Annotated in this window: 9 protein-coding genes; 7 read left to right on the top strand and 2 right to left on the bottom strand. The window is 56.6% G+C overall.

What is annotated here, in order from left to right:
• The first annotated feature begins 76 nt into the window (after positions 1-76).
• Together LX66_RS24405 and LX66_RS24400 are read left to right on the top strand one after the other, a co-directional pair.
• Positions 77-2,551, top strand: a complete 2,475-nt coding sequence (locus LX66_RS24405) for a glycoside hydrolase family 95 protein (protein WP_145718311.1) — start codon at positions 77-79, stop codon at positions 2,549-2,551.
• Positions 2,552-2,568: 17 nt separating this feature from the next.
• A complete protein-coding gene (locus LX66_RS24400; protein ID WP_145718308.1) occupies positions 2,569-4,770 on the top strand; it encodes a hypothetical protein in 2,202 nt (733 codons plus the stop codon).
• A gap of 3 nt (positions 4,771-4,773) precedes the next feature.
• Here LX66_RS24400 and LX66_RS24395 read toward each other — a convergent pair whose 3' ends face one another.
• Entirely contained in the window at positions 4,774-5,265 is a 492-nt protein-coding gene (locus tag LX66_RS24395; RefSeq protein WP_145718306.1) for an ABC transporter permease, read from the bottom strand.
• Positions 5,266-5,347: 82 nt separating this feature from the next.
• Positions 5,348-6,370 (bottom strand): LacI family DNA-binding transcriptional regulator, encoded by a 1,023-nt coding sequence (locus LX66_RS24390; protein ID WP_145718304.1) that lies wholly within the window; start codon positions 6,368-6,370, stop codon positions 5,348-5,350.
• A 327-nt stretch (positions 6,371-6,697) separates the two neighbouring features.
• Between LX66_RS24390 and LX66_RS24385 the strand changes: the two genes are divergently transcribed.
• The 5 genes from LX66_RS24385 (at position 6,698) to LX66_RS24365 (ending at position 17,240) form a co-directional block, all read left to right on the top strand.
• A complete protein-coding gene (locus LX66_RS24385; protein ID WP_145718302.1) occupies positions 6,698-9,658 on the top strand; it encodes a SusC/RagA family TonB-linked outer membrane protein in 2,961 nt (986 codons plus the stop codon).
• A gap of 19 nt (positions 9,659-9,677) precedes the next feature.
• A complete protein-coding gene (locus tag LX66_RS24380; RefSeq protein WP_145718300.1) occupies positions 9,678-11,327 on the top strand; it encodes a RagB/SusD family nutrient uptake outer membrane protein in 1,650 nt (549 codons plus the stop codon).
• 41 nt (positions 11,328-11,368) lie between these two features.
• On the top strand, positions 11,369-13,705 hold the full coding sequence (locus LX66_RS24375) for a glycosyl hydrolase family 28 protein (RefSeq protein WP_145718298.1): 2,337 nt from the start codon (positions 11,369-11,371) through the stop codon (positions 13,703-13,705).
• A gap of 35 nt (positions 13,706-13,740) precedes the next feature.
• Positions 13,741-15,648 carry a glycoside hydrolase family 88 protein gene (locus tag LX66_RS24370; RefSeq protein WP_145718295.1) on the top strand — a complete coding sequence of 636 codons (1,908 nt, stop codon included), beginning with the start codon at positions 13,741-13,743 and terminating at the stop codon, positions 15,646-15,648.
• Positions 15,649-15,737: 89 nt separating this feature from the next.
• Positions 15,738-17,240, top strand: a complete 1,503-nt coding sequence (locus tag LX66_RS24365) for a tagaturonate reductase (RefSeq protein WP_145718293.1) — start codon at positions 15,738-15,740, stop codon at positions 17,238-17,240.
• Positions 17,241-17,260: the final 20 nt, after the last annotated feature.

Raw genomic sequence — 17,260 nt, 5'->3', positions numbered from 1 at the left:
AATTGGATGGATTTTGTATTTTGTAGTTTTCTACGAATATGATGTTCCCTGCGGGGATATAAATCTATCCGAACTGATGCAACTGAGACTACTGCCAATACTGCTGCTCTGGGCAGGCGCCGCCGCCGCGCAGCAGTCCAACGAACTGAAATTATGGTACCGCCAACCGGCTACGGAATGGACGGAGGCCCTGCCGGTAGGCAATGGCCGCCTGGGCGCTATGATATTCGGCGGCGCCCGCGAAGCGCTGATCCAGCTTAACGAAGCTACCCTCTGGTCCGGAGGCCCGGTCAACAACCAGGTGAACCCGGAAGCGTATAAACACCTGCCCGCCGTGCGCGAGGCCCTCTTCAAAGGGGATTATGCCACTGCCGCCAAAGAAGTGCAGCAGATGCAGGGCGTGTACAGCCAGTCCTACCTGCCCCTGGGCGATATCCGCATTACCCAGGAGCTGCCGGCCGGCGCACCGGCGCAGTATGCCCGCCACCTGGACATTGCCGATGCCGTGGCAGGCACTCGTTTTACCAGTAACGGTGTCACCTATACGCGGGAGATCTTCGCCTCCGGCGCCGACCAGGTGATCGTGATAAAACTGGCCGCTGATAAAAAGCGGCAGTTGAACTGCAAGGTGAGCGCGGCCAGTCTCCTGCAGCACCGCCCGGTAGTGACCGGCAAGCGGGAGCTGAGCCTTAAGGGCCGGGCGCCCGCACAGGTAGACCCCAGCTATGTGAATTATAACCGGGAGCCCGTCATCTATAAAGATGTAAACGGCTGCAAGGGCATGCGCTTTGAGCTGAAGATCAGGGCCAGCAGCCCGGATGGCCGCATCAGCGTAGATACGGGCGGTATTACCATCCGCGGCGCTTCAGAGGCCGTGCTGCTGCTGTCTGCCGCTACCAGCTTCAATGGCTTTGATAAATGTCCCGACAGTGAAGGGAAGGATGAAAGCAGGCTGGCGACGGATGATCTCAATGCTGCTGCCAGACATAGCTACCAGGACCTGCGCAGGCGCCACCTGGCGGATTACCATCATTTCTTTGACCGCGTTAGCTTCACGCTGGCCGCTCCCGCCGGGGAAGACGCCACGAAGCTGCCTACAGATGAGCGGCTGCGCCGCTACGCTGCCGGCGCACAGGATCCCGCGCTGGAAACGCTTTATTTCCAGTATGGCCGTTACCTGCTGATTGCCAGTTCCCGTGTGCCCGGCGTGCCGGCCAACCTGCAGGGCATCTGGAACAAGGAAATGCGCCCGCCCTGGAGCTCCAACTACACCATCAACATCAATACGGAAATGAACTACTGGGCGGCGGAAGCCTGCAATCTCTCCGAGATGCACCGCTCCCTGCTCACGCTCATACAAAATGTGGCCGCTACCGGCCGCTATACCGCGCAACATTTTTACGGTACCCGGGGCTGGGCCGCCAATCATAATACCGATATCTGGGCGCTCTCCAACCCGGTAGGTGACCTGGGTAAAGGCGATCCGCAGTGGGCCAACTGGCCCATGGGCGGCAACTGGCTCTGCCAGCACCTCTGGGAGCATTACCGTTTTACCGGCGATAAAGCCTTCCTGCGCGATACCGCTTACCCGGTGATGAAAGCGGCCGCCCTGTTTTGCCTGGACTGGCTGGTGGAGGACAGCAGCGGCTACCTGGTAACAGCGCCGTCCACCTCCCCGGAGAATGTGTTCATTACGGAAAGCGGGCAAAAGGGCGACGTATCCATCGCTACCACGATGGACATGTCCATTATCCGCGACCTGTTTGGCAACCTGGCCGAAGCGGCGGAGCTGCTGCAGGTGGACCCGGCTTTCCGCGATACCCTGCTGGAAAAAAGAAGCCGGCTGTATCCCCTGAAGATCGGGAAGAAAGGCAACCTGCAGGAGTGGTATAAAGACTGGGAGGATGAAGATCCGCAGCACCGCCATATCTCCCACCTGTTCGGCCTGTTTCCCGGCCGGGAAATATCCCCGGTTACCACGCCCGGCTTTGCTGATGCCTGCAGGCGTACCCTGGCCATCCGGGGCGATGGCGGCACCGGCTGGAGCAAGGCCTGGAAGATCAACGTATGGGCCCGCCTGCTGGATGGCAACCATGCCTATAAGCTGCTGCGCGAGCTGTTGAAGCTCACGGGCAAAGGCTCCATTGACATGCACAATGCGGGCGGCACCTATGCCAACCTGTTCTGCGCGCACCCGCCTTTCCAGATAGATGGTAACTTTGGGGGCACTTCCGGCATCACGGAAATGCTGCTGCAAAGCCAGTTGGACGCCATACAACTGCTGCCTGCTATCCCGGACAACTGGGCAAGCGGCCAGGTAAAAGGCCTGGTGGCCAGGGGCGGTTTTGTGATAGACATGGAGTGGGAAAAGGGGCAGTTGCGCAAGGCCGTCATCCGTTCGCGTAACGGCGGTCCCTGCCGCCTGCGGGTGCTGCAGCCCGTACAAGGCAGCGACAACCTGCAGCTCATGCCCCTGAAAGGGGACAGCCACGGCTACCTGTATTCGTTTAATACCACGCCCGGAGGGGTGTATACATTGACTGGAAAATAGTTGAAGATTTTTTTATCATGAAGACCCGCCTTATTGTTTTTGTGGGGGCACTATTATCTGCCTGTAGTACCTATGCCCGGCAGTCTGCCGACACCGGGAAAATAGACCGTCATGCGCTGGTATCCCGTCATAACGTGATCGTGCAGCGCTTTGATTCCCTGTCATCGCTTTCTGTTGGTAACGGGGAATTTGCCTTTACCGTAGACCCTACCGGCCTGCAAACCTTCCCGGGTTATTATGAGCAGAACGGCGTGCCTTTGGGCACCCAGTCCCAGTGGGGCTGGCACAGTTTTGACAACACCTTTGGCTACCAGCGCCGGGAAGTATATAGAAAATATAACGTGAACGGCCGGCAGGTGCCCTACCTGCACGCGCAGCATGCTTTCGGCCGCGCCAGGTATGCCACTGACTGGCTGCGCGCCAACCCGCACCGCCTGCACCTGGGGATGATCGGCTTCACGATCCGGAAAAAGAACGGCCAGCCTGCAGAGATGCAGGATATCCGGCAAATCCGCCAGGAGCTGGACCTCTGGAACGGCGAGATACGCAGCTACTTTGAAGTGGAGGGTGACCCGGTGACCGTGCGCACGGTCTGCCATCCCCAGTTGGACATGATCGCCGCTACTGTAGAGTCGCCGCTGGTGACGCAGCATCGCATCAGCGTGCGGATCCGCTTCCCGTATCCCACGGGGGAGTGGGAGGGCGCCTGCAGCTTCCTGCAGCCCGAAAGGCATAAGACCAGCACGCGGTATCTCAATGACCGCCAGGTGCTTTTTGAGCGGGAGCTGGATGAAACTTTTTATAACGTGCTGCTGCAATGGAACGGCGATGAATCGCTGTACCGCAACTCCGCCCACGAATACACGCTGCAACACCTTGGCATGGAGGATCGTATGTCCTTCAGTTGCCTCTTTGCCAAAGCACAGCCCAGGCTGCCCGCTGCCGGTCAGGGCGGCGGTCCTCGTATCGATGCCGCAGCATACCGGCATATTACGGCAACGGAGGTGCTGACAAACAGCCGGCTTTTCTGGCAGCATTTCTGGGAAAGCGGCGGCGCAGTGGATCTTTCCGGCAGCACAGACCCCCGCGCCAAAGAGCTGGAAAGAAGGATCGTGCTGTCGCAGTACCTTACCCGCATACAATGCGCGGGCTCCGTGCCGCCGCAGGAAACCGGGCTTACCTGCAATAGCTGGTTTGGCAAGTTCCACCTGGAAATGCACTGGTGGCATGCCGCGCATTTTGCGTTGTGGAACCGTCCCGCCCTGCTGGAAAAAAGCCTGCCCTGGTATGGCCGGATAGTGGACAAGGCCCGGGAAACCGCGGAACGGCAAGGCTACAAAGGCGTGCGCTGGCCCAAGATGACGGACCCCTCCGGTAATGAAAGCCCTTCGCCTGTGGGGCCCTTCTTGGTCTGGCAGCAACCGCATTTCATCTACATGGCGGAGCTCTGCTACCGCGATCACCCGGACCGCGCTACCCTGGAAAAATACAAGGACCTGGTATTTGCTACAGCCGACTTCATGGCCTCCTATCCCTGGTATGATACCACGAAACACCAGTATATGCTGGGCCCGGCGCTGATCCCCGCACAGGAGCGCTTTGATCCGGCTACTACCATGAACCCGTCCTTTGAGCTGGCTTACTGGCGCTGGGCCCTGCGTACTGCCCTGCAGTGGAAGGAGCGACTGGGCCTGCCCGCTGATTCGGGCTGGTACAAGGTAGCCGCGAAGCTGGCGCCGTTCCCGGTGAAGAACGGCCTGTACCTGGCCGCCGCATCTGCACCGGATTCGTATACTAACCGCCGTTATATGACAGACCATCCCACCGTGCTGGGTATCAATGGTTTTGTACCGGCGGATACGTTGGTGGACTCCACCATCATGCTCCGTACCTTCAAAAAGGTGCTGGCAGACTGGCATTGGGAAGAGACCTGGGGATGGGATTACCCGCTGGTGGCCATGACCGCCACCCGCCTGGGACAGCCGGAAGCCGCCATCGACATATTGCTGAAGAAGGTCACCAAGAATACTTTCCTGCCCAACGGCCATAACTACCAGCGGGATAACCTGCGTATATACCTGCCCGGTAACGGCGCCCTGCTGTCCGCCATCGCCATGATGTGCGCCGGCTGGGACGGCTACACCGGTCCGGATGCCCCGGGATTCCCGAAGAACGGGAAATGGAAGGTGAAGTGGGAGGGGCTGAAGCCGATGCCGTAAGGGTCACTCCACCCTCAAGCTCTTCACCGGGCTGGCCAGCGCTGCCTTCACCGCCTGGAAGCTCACGGTCAGCAAGGCGATCAGCATGGCCGAGAGGCCCGCTACGGCAAATATCCACCAGGCAATAGTAGTGCGGTAGGCAAAGTGCTCCAGCCAGCGCTGCATGCAGTACCAGGCCACCGGCGCTGCTACTGCCAGTGCAATAGCTACCAGCAGGATGAAATCTTTGCTCAGCATGGTGGTAATGCTGGCAGCACTGGCGCCCAGCACCTTGCGGATGCCTATTTCGCGGGTACGTTGTTGCGCCGTAAAGGTAGCCAGCCCGAACAGCCCCATGCAGGAAATGAAAATGGCGATGCCCATGGCGGTGTTCATCAACTGTGCCGTTTTTTGCTCCTTTTCATAGAAGCGGGCAATGGTATCATCGTAGAAGGCATATTCAAATTTTTCGTTGGGGTATACCGCTTTCCACAATCCCCCGATCTCTGCCAGCATCTCCTTAAACCGCCCGGTCTGTTGACCCCGGGTGGCCAGTTTGAACTAACTGCCAAAAGCCGCCCGCTAACACCTGCCCACCTCACGTTGACCCCTGCACGATCAAACTCGTGGCCAGTATCCTCCTCTCAAAATCCTTCACCGGCCTTTTGCTTTCTATCAGTTGCAGCAGCAGCTCCATGGCGATCTGTCCCATTTCATAGGCCGGCTGCCGGACCACGGTCAGCGGCGGGTCCAGTAATTCAATAATATCGGAATTGGAGAAGCCTACCACCGCAATGTCCTCCGGTATGCGGATGCCTTTGCTTTTCAGCACCCGCATGCAGCCGGTGGTGAGCTTGTCTGAAGCGGTAAAGATGGCGTCGGGCCGGGGCCGTACCTTCAGCAGTTGGTTAATGGCCTCCTCTATTTCGTTCAGCAGCATGCCCCCGTGAAAGCAGTATTTGATCAGTGATTTGCGGGGCTTGATGTTCTTCTGCGCCAGCGCCTCTATATACCCGGCCACGCGCTCCCGGCTGATGGACAGGTTCTCGGAGTTGGTAATGTTGGCAATACGGGTGTATCCCTGCTTGATCAGGTGCATGGTAGCGTCATAAGCCCCGCGGAAATTATCCACCATCACCTTGTGGGTATGGATATCCTCCACGATGCGGTCAAAGAACACGATCGGGAATCCCCTTTCATGCAGGGCCTTCAGGTGCTCCAGGTCCTTGGTAGCCGTGGATACGGATATCAGCAGCCCGTCTATGGAGCGGGAAGCCAGGTATTGCAGCGTCATCACCTCCTTGTCATAGGATTCATGGCTTTGGGAAATGATCACGTTGTATCCCTTGTCATAGGCCACGGACTCGATGCCGTTAATGGCCTGTGAAAAAAAGCTGTTGGCTATTTCCGCCACGATCACGCCAATGGAGCGGCTACGCTTTTCTTTCAGGCTAAGCGCGATCGGGTTGGGACGGTAATTGATGCTGGTGGCGTATTCCAGTACCAGTTGCTTGGTTTCCGTGCTGATCTCGTGGCTGTCGCGCAAAGCCCGGGATACCGTGGAGGTAGACAGTCCCAGTGCTTTGGCAATATCTTTTATAGTGGCTGCTTCAAACTTCATAACGCAGTAGTAAAAATAGTCATTTTAAACAGTATTCCCATCCGCCCATCCGCATATCCGCCCATCTGCACATTAAAATGTCATCGTTCCCGGCAACGATTGCGTAAATAAATTGATGCAAACGTTTCACTATTATTGAATATATCTGTACACTTGCCATATCAGTACCGGTATTGAAAAACTGATGCAACGCCTGTGCCGCTCCACGCGGTACGGCCTTTTCTGTTATCATCAAAATCACTCGCATGGAAGTAATGCCCGTTCCATATCAGACTTAGAACCGTAGTTTAAATATCATCCATTCTAATCACCATTCACGTCTACGTTATGAACAAATTACTACTTATTTGCTGGCTGCTGATGAGCAGTACCGGTTGGGTGCTGGCTCAAACGCATACCATAAAAGGAAAGGTGACGGACGCCGCCACCGGCCAGCCATTGCCCTTTGTGAGCGTGCAACTCAAAGGCACCAGTACCGGTACGCAAACAGATGCCGCCGGTAACTTTTCCCTCAATGTACCGGCCGGGCAAAATGCCGGCCTGGTGTTCAGCTACCTGGGTTACCAGTCCGTTACACAAAACGCGGACGGCAATGCATCGCTGAACATACAATTGCAAAAAGATAATAAAAACCTGGATGAAGTGGTAGTAGTAGGTTATGGACAGGTGAAAAAAAGGGACCTTACCGGCGCAGTAGTGTCGGTAAAAGGAGAGGAGCTGAAAAAAGTGCCTGTCACCAATGTAATGGAATCCGTACAGGGGAAACTGCCTGGTGTGGACATTACCCGCAGCAGCGGCGCGGCCGGCGCCAGGGTAAATGTAACGGTGAGGGGTAATCGCTCCATCACCGCCAACAACGGCCCGCTGTACATTGTGGACGGCGTGCAGTATAGCAGCATAGAAGATATCAATCCCAACGATATACAGTCCATGGAAGTATTGAAAGATGCTTCCTCTACCGCTATTTACGGTTCCCGGGGCGCCAACGGCGTGATCATCGTCACCACCAAAAGAGGCAGCACCGGCAAGCCGAAGGTGAATGTAAATACCTATGTGGGCGTATCCCAGGTAGCCGGCTATCCCAAGGTGAACAGCGGTCCGCAGTACGTGGCCCTGAAAAGGGAGGCCAATCGTACCACCGGGCGCTGGAACAGTGAAGCGGACGATCCCAAGATATTCAACGCTTTTGAGCTGAACGCAATCGAGAACGACCTGTGGACCCGCTATTCCGACCTGCTGATACAGGACGGCCTGCAGCAGGACTACCAGGTAGGCGTGTCCGCCGGGTCGGAGAAAACAAAGGTCTACCTCTCGCTGGACTACTTCGATGAAAAAGGCCTGTTCAAGCTGGACCGCCTCCGGCGCTATTCCGCCCGTTTGAACGTGGACCAGGTCGTTAATAAAGTGCTGAAGGTGGGCATGCAGAGCCAGATCACCTATTACGACCAGAGCGTGCGCCGCGACCCGCTGAACCAGGCCAACAAGATCATTCCCCTGGGCGTGCCCTTTGACGAGAACGGCAATTTCATCCCGTTTCCCAACAGCGGTCCCCACATCAACCCGCTGGCGGACGAGCAGCCGGATGCTTACCAGAACCAGCCGCGCATTACGCGCACGTTTGCCACCGGTTATGTGGAGCTGACGCCCCTGGAAGGGCTGAGTCTCCGTTCTTATGCCGGCATTACGCTGGAGAATATGCGCACGGGTATCTACGCCTCCCAGAACACCATCGACCGCGCCACTTCCTCCGGTTCCCGCTCCCAGTATAATACCGGTACTATCCGCACCATCAACTGGGAAAATGTGCTGAACTACCGCCGGGCTTTCGGCGATCATGATATAGGCGTTACCGCGGTAGCCAGCTTGCTGTCGGACCAGCGGGACTCCAGTTCCATACAGGGCGAAGGTCAACTGCTGCCCAAGCAACTCTACTACGCGCTGCAGAACAATGCCAGGGGTATTGCCATCCGCAGCTCTTACCAGGCCAGCAAGCTGATCTCCTTTACCGGGCGTATCAACTATTCCTACAAAGGAAAATACCTGCTGTCCCTCACCGGCCGCTCCGATGGTTCTTCCAAGCTGGCGCCGGGCAACAAATGGGCGTTCTTCCCCTCCGTGGCAGGGGCCTGGCGTATCTCGGACGAACCGTTCATGCGCTCCCAGCAACTGTTCAGCGATCTGAAGCTGCGGGCCAGCTACGGTATTGCCGGCAACGACGCCATCCGTCCATACAGCACTGTTACCTACCTGTCCAGGATACCTTTCTCCTATGATGATACCAATGCCGCCCTGGCCTACGGTATCAGCGACCAGGTGGGCAACAAGAGCCTGAAATGGGAATTGTCCGCCACCACCAACGTAGGGGTGGACGTAGGCCTGTTCGGTTCCCGGATCTATGCCAGCATCGATTATTACGATACGCGTACCAGGGACCTGTTGTTGCAGCGCACCCTGCCTGCATCCGGTGGGGTCAGCAACGTGGTGCAGAACATCGGCAAGACCCGCAACAGGGGGATTGAAGTAGGGATCAACACCACCAACATTACGACGAAAGATTTTAGCTGGACCTCCGGCATTGTGTTCTCCCGCAACAAAGAGGAGATCGTGTCGCTGGCGGATGAGAATACCAACGATGTGGCCAACAAATGGTTCATCGGCTCTCCCGTGAACGTGTACTATGACTATGACATGGTGGGCATCTGGCAGTCTAATGAAGCGGATGAAGCGGCCAAGTTCGGTTACAAGCCGGGCGATATCAAGGTGGCAGACACGAACGGTGACGGCGCCTTCACCACGGCAGACAGGGTAGTGCTGGGTGCGCAGGTGCCGAAGTGGAGCGGTGGTTTTAATAATGATATCCGCTACCGCAACTTTGACCTGAACATCTACATATATGCGCGTATCGGCCAGTGGATCAGCTCTGAGTACGATGCCAAGTACGATCCCCAGGGCCTGGAGAACAGCGCCCAGGTGAACTACTGGACGCCGGAAAATCCCAGCAACGAATACCCGCAGCCCAATGCCAGCCGTTCCAGGAGCAGCACGCCTTTCATCAGCTCCCTGGGCTTCCGCGACGGGTCTTTTGTGAAGATCAGGAACATTTCCCTGGGATACAATTTCGGGGAACCAGTGCTGAAAACGCTGCACCTCTCCGGGTTGCGTATATACGTAACCGGTAAGAACCTCGTGACCTTCAGCAAGGTAAAGAATTATGATCCGGAAAGGGGCGGCAACCTGAGCAACCCCATGACAAAATTGTATGTGGCGGGACTGAACGTGGAGTTTTGATCAACCTAAAACCGATGTTATGCAACGCAAGATAAATAAAGCGATTCTGGTACTGGCCTTTACGGCCGGGTTGCTCGCCTGTAATAAACAACTGGATGAATACAACCCCTCCGGCCTGACGGTAGACGCAGTGCTGTCTACCCCCGAAGGCATGGAAACCCTGGTCAATGCCGCCTATACGTATACCCGTTGGTGGTATGGCAAGGAGCAGGGCTACAATATTTCCGAAATGGGCACGGACCTCTGGACCAGCGGTACCGGCGACGTGTACCCCGACCTTACCCAATACCAGAACCTGCAGGCCAGCAATGCCGTGGTGAGCCTGGAATGGAAGCAGCTCTATGCGGCGGTGAACGTTTGTAATACCGGACTGGGCCGCATTGCCAATGCCGGCTTTGCGGATGATGTGCGCATACAGCGCGAAGCGGAGCTGCGCTTCCTGCGTGCCTTTTACTACTGGCACATCGTGGAGACCTGGGGCGGCGTACATTTCTCCGTGGAGGAGACCGCAGGGGTGGCTACCACGGCCAACCGCACCCCGGTAGACACTTTCTATGCGCAGATATTCCGTGACCTGGATTTTGCAGTGGCTAACCTGGCGCCCACTACCGGCGATTACGGCCGGGCGACCAAACCCGCCGCAGAAGCCTTCCTGGCCCGTATGTACCTTACCCGCGGCCGTAACCAGGAAGCCGCCGACCTGGCGGAGAAAGTGATCAGCGGCTATAGCTACGCCCTGCTGCCGGATTATGCAGACCTCTGGCGCATGGACAATGTGCAGAACAGTGAAGTGATCTGGGCCGTGAATTACATGAAGAACCTGGTGTTCAATGACCGCCTGGACGCAACCCTCTATCCTAATGGCCACTCCCGCGGCGGTAATAACGGCCACCTCATGTTCTGGATGAAATACGACGACCTGCCCGGCATGAAACGCGATGTGGCGAACGGGCGTCCGTTTAACCGCTACATGCCCTCGCTTTTCCTGCTGAGCCTCTTTGATGAAACAGCCGATGCCCGTTATGAGGCCAGCTTCAAACGCGCCTGGTATTGCAATAATACCAGCACGGCGCCCGACGGTATGCAACCGGGCGATACCGCCATCCTCTGCACCAGGGACGTGGTGTCTGCAGAAGAAAGGGCGAAGCACAGCTACCGGATCTACGACCGGAACGATGTATACAATACGGAAGGCGGCGGCCTGGACCGCACGCACTATATTTCCCTGCGCAAGTTCGAGGACCCTACCCGTGCAGCTATCAATGAGGAGCAGAGCGCACGCGACGCATTTGTGATCCGCCTGGCGGAAATGTACCTGGTAGCGGCAGAAGCGCAACTGAAGCTGGGTAATGCGTCCAGGGCGGCGGAATACCTGAACACCCTGCGCGCCCGCGCCGCCATTCCCGGCCACGAAGCAGACATGCAGATCACGGCCGCCGATGTGACCCTGGATTTTATACTGGATGAAAGGGGCCGCGAGCTGGCAGGCGAGCAGCTACGCTGGTTTGACCTGAAGCGCACCGGCAAGCTGCTGGAAAGGATACAGGCCCACAACCCGGACGCTGCGGCCAACCTGCAGCCCTACCACGTGCTGCGGCCCATCCCGCAGGACCAGGTGGACGCTGTAACCAATAAGAACGAGTTCACACAGAATGAAGGCTACCAGTAATACTATTGCCTTCCATACTTGTTATTCGTATTTTGTAAGAGATGAAGATTTATATTACCATACTGCTGTCAATGATCGGGCTGGTACAACCAGGCCCGAAGCCACGTATTTTCATGATCGGTGATTCCACGATGGCCGACAAACCCCTGATCGATAACCCGGAAAGGGGCTGGGGGCAACTGTTCCCGCTCTTCTTTGAGCCGGATGTACAGGTGAAGAATTATGCCGTGAACGGGCGAAGCACCAAAAGCTTTATCAACGAGCATCGCTGGGACACGGTGCTGGCCCAGCTCAGAGCCGGCGACTGGGTGATGATACAATTCGGTCATAACGATCAGAAAATAAAGGACAGCAGCCGCTACGCAGCACCGCATACCACTTATAAAGAAAATCTGCTGCGCTTCGTGCGGGAAGCCCGCGCCAAAGGCGCGCATCCCGTGCTGATCACGCCGGTGATGCGCCGCAAATTTGACGACAAGGGCCGTTTTGTGGACCAGCATGGCGATTATCCCGGCGTGGTGCGCGAAGTAGCCGCCGCCCAGGATGTGCCGCTGATAGACCTGCACAAAAGCAGTGAGGCGTTGTTGGTGCAGCAGGGCCCGGAAGGTTCGGTGAAAATGTTCAAGACCACGCCTGCAGGGCATTATAGCACCCTGCCGGAGGGCGTAACGGACAATACGCATTTTAACACCTATGGCGCTACGCTCATAGCGGGCTTGGTAGCAAAGGAGATTCACGGGAAAAAGCTGCCCCTGGCGCAGTACCTGGCTAAGACGCCGTTTGAAGGAAAGTACCGGTTTGACCTGCCGGTGATATACGAACCGCATTTCAGGAGAGATACGTTTAACATTACGGCGTTCGGCGCTAAAGCAGACGGCGTAACGCTGAATACGCAAAGCATCAATAAAGCCATCACCACCTGCAGCAGCAAAGGCGGCGGCGTGGTGCTGGTGCCGGCTGGCATGTGGCTTACGGGGCCGCTCACCATGCAAAGCAATGTGAACCTGCACTTGCTGGCAGGCGCCGTGCTGCAGTTCACCGAAGACCATGACCAGTACCCGCTGGTGGAAACCACCTACGAAGGGCTGGAAGCCGTGCGCTGCCAGGCCCCGGTATGGGGCGTGAACCTGGAGAACATCGCCATTACCGGTAAAGGTATCATAGACGGCGCCGGCGATTCCTGGCGCGCGGTAAAGAAGGACAAGCTGACGGCATCCCAGTGGAAAAAGCTGGTAGCCTCCGGGGGCCTGGTAGGGGAAGGGAAGGACAGCGATATGTGGTATCCTTCCATGGAATTCTACAAAGGCTCCAAAACAAAGCTGGCCGGCGTGATCATGCCCGGGAAAAAGGCGGCCGATTATGAAGAGATCAAGGATTTCCTGCGTCCCAACCTGATCAGCCTTACCGGTTGTAAGAACGTGCTGCTGGAAGGAGTGACCTTCCAGAACTCCCCGGCCTGGTGCCTGCATCCCTTGTTATGCGAGCACATTACCCTGCGGAATGTGTACGCCAAAAATCCCTGGTACGCACAGAACGGCGACGGGGTGGACCTGGAATCCTGCCGTTATGCGCGCATTACCCACTGTACTTTTGATGTGGGCGATGACGGTATCTGTATCAAGTCCGGCCGGGATGAGCAGGGCCGAAAAAGAGGCGTGCCCACGGAAAATGCCATTATTGATTACTGCACGGTATACCATGCCCACGGCGGTTTTGTAATAGGCAGCGAAATGTCCGGCGGCGCCCGCAACCTGTACGTGTCCAACTGCTCTTTCCTGGGCACCGATATCGGGCTGCGCTTTAAGACCACCCGCGGCCGCGGCGGCGTGGTGGAGAAGATCTATATATCGGACATCAACATGAAGGATATTCCCGGCGAGGCCATCCGCTTTGACATGTATTATATGGCCAAAGACCCGGTGCCGCTGGCCGGCGAGAAGAGGGATGCCCCCAAAGTACAGGCCTTCCCCGTGACGGAAGCCACGCCGCAGTTCAAAGATTTCCATATCAGCAATATCATCTGCAAGGGCGCGGCCAAAGCGGTGTTTATCCGCGGCTTGCCGGAAATGCCTATCAGCAATATCCACATGAGCCACATGGTTATCAGCGCGCAAAAGGGTATTGAGTGCCTGGAAGCGAAGGACGTGCATTTCTCCGATGTGCAACTGTTCACAAAGGAAAAGGGACCGCTGGTAACGGTGCGCAGCAGCCAGGACATCACCCTGGACAATATCCGCTACGATGAAGCGGATATGTTCATGGCCGTTCAGGGCGAGAGCAGTCGTAATATCCTGGTTACGGGCACCGATATACGTAAATCAAAGGAAAGCACGGAGTTCAGCGCAGGCGCCACCCGTAATGCGCTGCAGGTAAAATAATAACGTTTTGGATCAGCTAATATTTTAATCTCGATATGCGGAAACAACAAGCACTGTTCCTGACCACCCTGGCGCTGCTGTTCGGCACAACCGTTGTGCAGGCGCAGTCTGCCGCCATGGCCACCACCATGATGCGCACCTGGAAAGTACCGGAAACCAGCCCTCCCCGCTGGAGCTATGACCAGGGTGTGGTACTGGAAGGCATCGCCGGACTCTGGAAAAACACCGGCGACGGAAAGTACTTCGAGTACATACAACAAAGCATGGATGCGTTTGTAGACGAACAGGGCAACATACGCACCTACAAAATGGAGGATTTTAACATTGACCATGTGAAGAACGGCCGTTCCCTGCTGCTGTTGTACAGGGTAACGGGAAAGGAGAAATATAAGAAAGCGGCGGACCATTTGCGGGAGCAACTGCGCCGGCAGCCCCGCACCAGTGACGGCGGTTTCTGGCACAAAAAGCGGTATCCCTACCAGATGTGGCTGGATGGCCTGTACATGGGCGAGCCTTTTTACGCGGAATATGCCACCCTTTTTCATGAAGACACCGCCTTTAATGATATTACCCGGCAGTTTGTGCTGATGGAGCAGCATGCCCGCGACGCCCGCACCGGCCTGCTCTACCACGGCTGGGATGAATCCCGCCAGCAGCGCTGGGCGGATAAAGCTACCGGCCGTTCTCCCAATTTCTGGGGCCGGGCCATGGGCTGGTATGCCATGGCGCTGGTAGATGTGCTGGACCACTTCCCCGCGCAGCACAAGGGCCGCGACAGCTTAATAGCCATACTTAACCGCCTGGCGGCCGCGGTTAAAAAGTACCAGGACCCCGCATCGGGCTGCTGGTACCAGGTGGTAGACAAAGGCACGGCAAAAGGCAATTACCTGGAAGCTTCCGCTTCCTGCATGTTCGTATATGCACTGGAGAAAGGCGTAAGGAAAGGTTATCTCCCCGCATCCTACCGCCAGGTAGCGGTAAAGGGTTTTGCCGGCATCAATAAACGGTTCATTAAAAAAGCCCCGGAAGGCGGCGTGAACCTGGAAGGCACCTGCAGCGTGGCCGGCCTGGGCGGCGATCCCTACCGGGATGGCAGCTATGCCTACTACCTGAGTGAAAAGGTAGTGGTGAACGATCCCAAGGGCACCGGCGCCTACATGAAGGCGGCCAATGAAATGGAGATGCTGCCCACGCTCGGCACAGGCAAGGGGCTGACCGTTACGGTAGACCAGTATTTTAATAACGAATGGCGCCAGGATGCCACGGGCCATATGAAGCGCTGGCATTATACCTGGAGTGAAATGGAGAACGGCGGTTACTCCCTCTGGGGCCATATCTTCCACCGCTATGGCGTAGCTACGGACACGCTTTCTGTTGCACCGTCTGCCGCCAGTCTGGGGAAAACGGATATCTATATCATTGTAGACCCGGACACGGAAAAGGAATCGCCGGAGCCGCATTTCATGACTGCTGCGGATGCGGGCAATATCTATAACTGGGTGAAGAAAGGCGGCGTGCTGGTAATGATGGAAAATGATTCCATCAACGCAGAGTTCAAACACTTCAACCTGCTGGCGGAAAAATTCGGCATACACTTTAACCAGGACAGCCGTAATCGTGTACAGGGCCGCCAGTTTGAGCAGGGAGCCTTTATGATCCCAGCCGGGCATTCCGTCTTTAAGCGGGGCGGCAAGGTGCACATCAAGGAGCTGAGCAGCCTGGAAGTAAAGGCCCCGGCCACCCCCGTGTACAAGGATGGCGACCACGTGATCATGGCCGTGGCGAAGGTAGGCAAGGGAGCGGTGTTCGCCGTAGGCGACCCCTGGTTCTATAACGAGTACCTGGACGGCCGGCGCCTGCCCGCCGAATATGAGAACTACCAGGCAGCTACCGACCTGGTCGGCTGGCTGGTCTCGCAGGCCGGAAAAATTAATAATGAATAATTAATAATTAATAATGCACGTAACACAAATGTCTATCGTAACACCAGTCGCCTTTATTATTAATTATTAATTCTTAATTATTAATTACAATGCAACTATCCAGTAAGTTACTTCCAACACTGAACGGGAATATCCAGCTCCGGTTGCCGGAAAAGGTGCTGCAGTTCGGCACCGGCGTACTGCTGCGCGGCCTGCCGGACTACTTCATAGACAAAGCCAACAAGGCCGGGCTTTTCAACGGCAGGGTGGTGGTGGTAAAGTCCACCGGCAAAGGCGCCACCGATGCTTTCGCGGAACAGGATGGCCTGTATACGCTCTGCATCCGTGGCATTGAGCAGGGCCGGAAGGTGGAGGAGCATATCCTGAACGCCGCTATCAGCCGTGTATTGAGCGCTTCGGCGGAATGGCCGGCCATATTGCAATGCGCCGAAAACGAAGCCCTGGAGATCGTGATCTCCAATACCACGGAAGTGGGCATCAGCCTTACGGACGATGATATAAACGCCGCGCCGCCGGCCTCTTTTCCGGGCAAGCTGCTGGCATTTTTATACCGGCGCTACCAGCATTTCAATGGCAGCGCAGACAAAGGCATGATCATCATTCCTACGGAGCTGATACCCGATAATGGAAAGAAGCTGAAGGACATCGTGCTGGAGCTGGCCTCGCGGAACGGGCTGCAGGAAGCGTTTAAGAACTGGCTGCTAAGCGCCTGCCATTTCTGTAATTCACTGGTGGACCGCATTGTGCCGGGCGCATTGCCGCCACAGGAGCAGCAGGCCATGGAGCAACTGCTGGGCTATGAGGACCGGCTCATGATCATGGCCGAGGCCTACCGCCTGTGGGCCATAGAAACGGCCGATGAAACCGTGCGGCAGCGCCTGGGCTTCGCCGAAGCAGATAGCGGCGTGGTGATAGCGCCGGATATCAACGTGTTCCGTGAGCTGAAACTGCGCCTGCTGAACGGTACGCATACCTTAAGCTGCGGCCTCGCCTGCCTGGCTGGTTTTGATACCGTGCGCGCCGCCATGGAAGATGAGGACATGGCAGCCTGGATCGCGGGGTTAATGCTGCAGGAAATGGTGCCCGCCATCACGGATATTTACATTACGGAAACCGCCGCCACGCAATTTGCGCAGGCCGTGCTGGACCGTTTCCGTAACCCGCACATCGCGCACCAGTGGTTAAGCATTACCATGCAGTATACCTCCAAAATGAAGATGCGGAATGTGCCGGTACTGTTGCGCCACTACCAGCGCTCCCAGGAGCCGCCGGTATGGATGGCGCAGGGCTTTGCCGCCTACCTGCTGTTCATGCGCAGTGAGCGCACGGCAGACGGACAATACAAAGGCATAGCTAACGGTAAAGAGTATACGATACAGGACGACCATGCCGCCTGGTACCACGAGCAGTGGAAACGCCTGGAGCCGGCTGTGCTGGTAAAGGAGGTGCTGGGTAATACCGCGCTGTGGGGAACGGACCTCACCGCCCTTAAAGGCTTTGCCCGGGCCGTGACCGGCGCGCTCTCCGCATTGCTGCACGACGGCGCCAAAAGAGTAATAAAAGATCCTGACCCTGTCAGGAAGAGTGTATAGCAAGTAAAATGTAATCGTTA

The sequence above is a fragment of the Chitinophaga japonensis genome (assembly GCF_007830125.1).
Lineage (GTDB): Bacteria > Bacteroidota > Bacteroidia > Chitinophagales > Chitinophagaceae > Chitinophaga > Chitinophaga japonensis.
The sequence above is the reverse complement of the archived record's forward strand: the minus strand, read 5'-3'. Positions and strand labels throughout refer to the sequence as shown.